Origin of the sequence: Psychrobacter pasteurii, assembly GCF_900162815.1 — a bacterium.
Taxonomy (GTDB): domain Bacteria; phylum Pseudomonadota; class Gammaproteobacteria; order Pseudomonadales; family Moraxellaceae; genus Psychrobacter; species Psychrobacter pasteurii.
Genome location: NZ_FUGD01000184.1, coordinates 1 through 391 on the forward strand (window position 1 = coordinate 1; position 391 = coordinate 391).

The 391-nt window shown below is 36.3% G+C and carries 1 protein-coding gene; it reads right to left on the reverse strand.

Going from position 1 to position 391, the window contains the following annotated elements; all coding sequences use genetic code 11:
* A partial coding sequence (locus A1232T_RS13220) for a transposase (RefSeq protein ID WP_143514011.1) occupies positions 1 to 391 on the reverse strand: 391 nt, incomplete at both ends.

A 391-nucleotide genomic window follows, 5' to 3' on the forward strand; every position in this document is an offset into this window, starting at 1 on the left:
TTGGTTTTTTTAGTTGTAAATGAGCGTGATTTAACATCACCAACCACAATTAAGCTGTTATCTTTAACAAGCTTGGTGGTGAATTTATGAATTAAGTCTAATCTTGTGTTTTTAATTTTGGCATGAATTGCTTTGACAAGTTTTTTATTGTTAGCACGCTGGGCTACTGCTAATTTATTCGCCCATTTTTGCGTTTGCTTAATAATTAGCTTGTCGCCATTTGATGTGGTTGCAGACTCTTTTAAGCCTAAATCAATTCCAACGCTGCCCTTACCACTTGCTTGTTTGGGGTAGTCTTTAACAGTGATACACGCATACCAACGATTACGACTGTCTTGTACTATCTCAAGCGTGTTGATTTGATATAGGCTTAGGTTGTAACTATCGAATA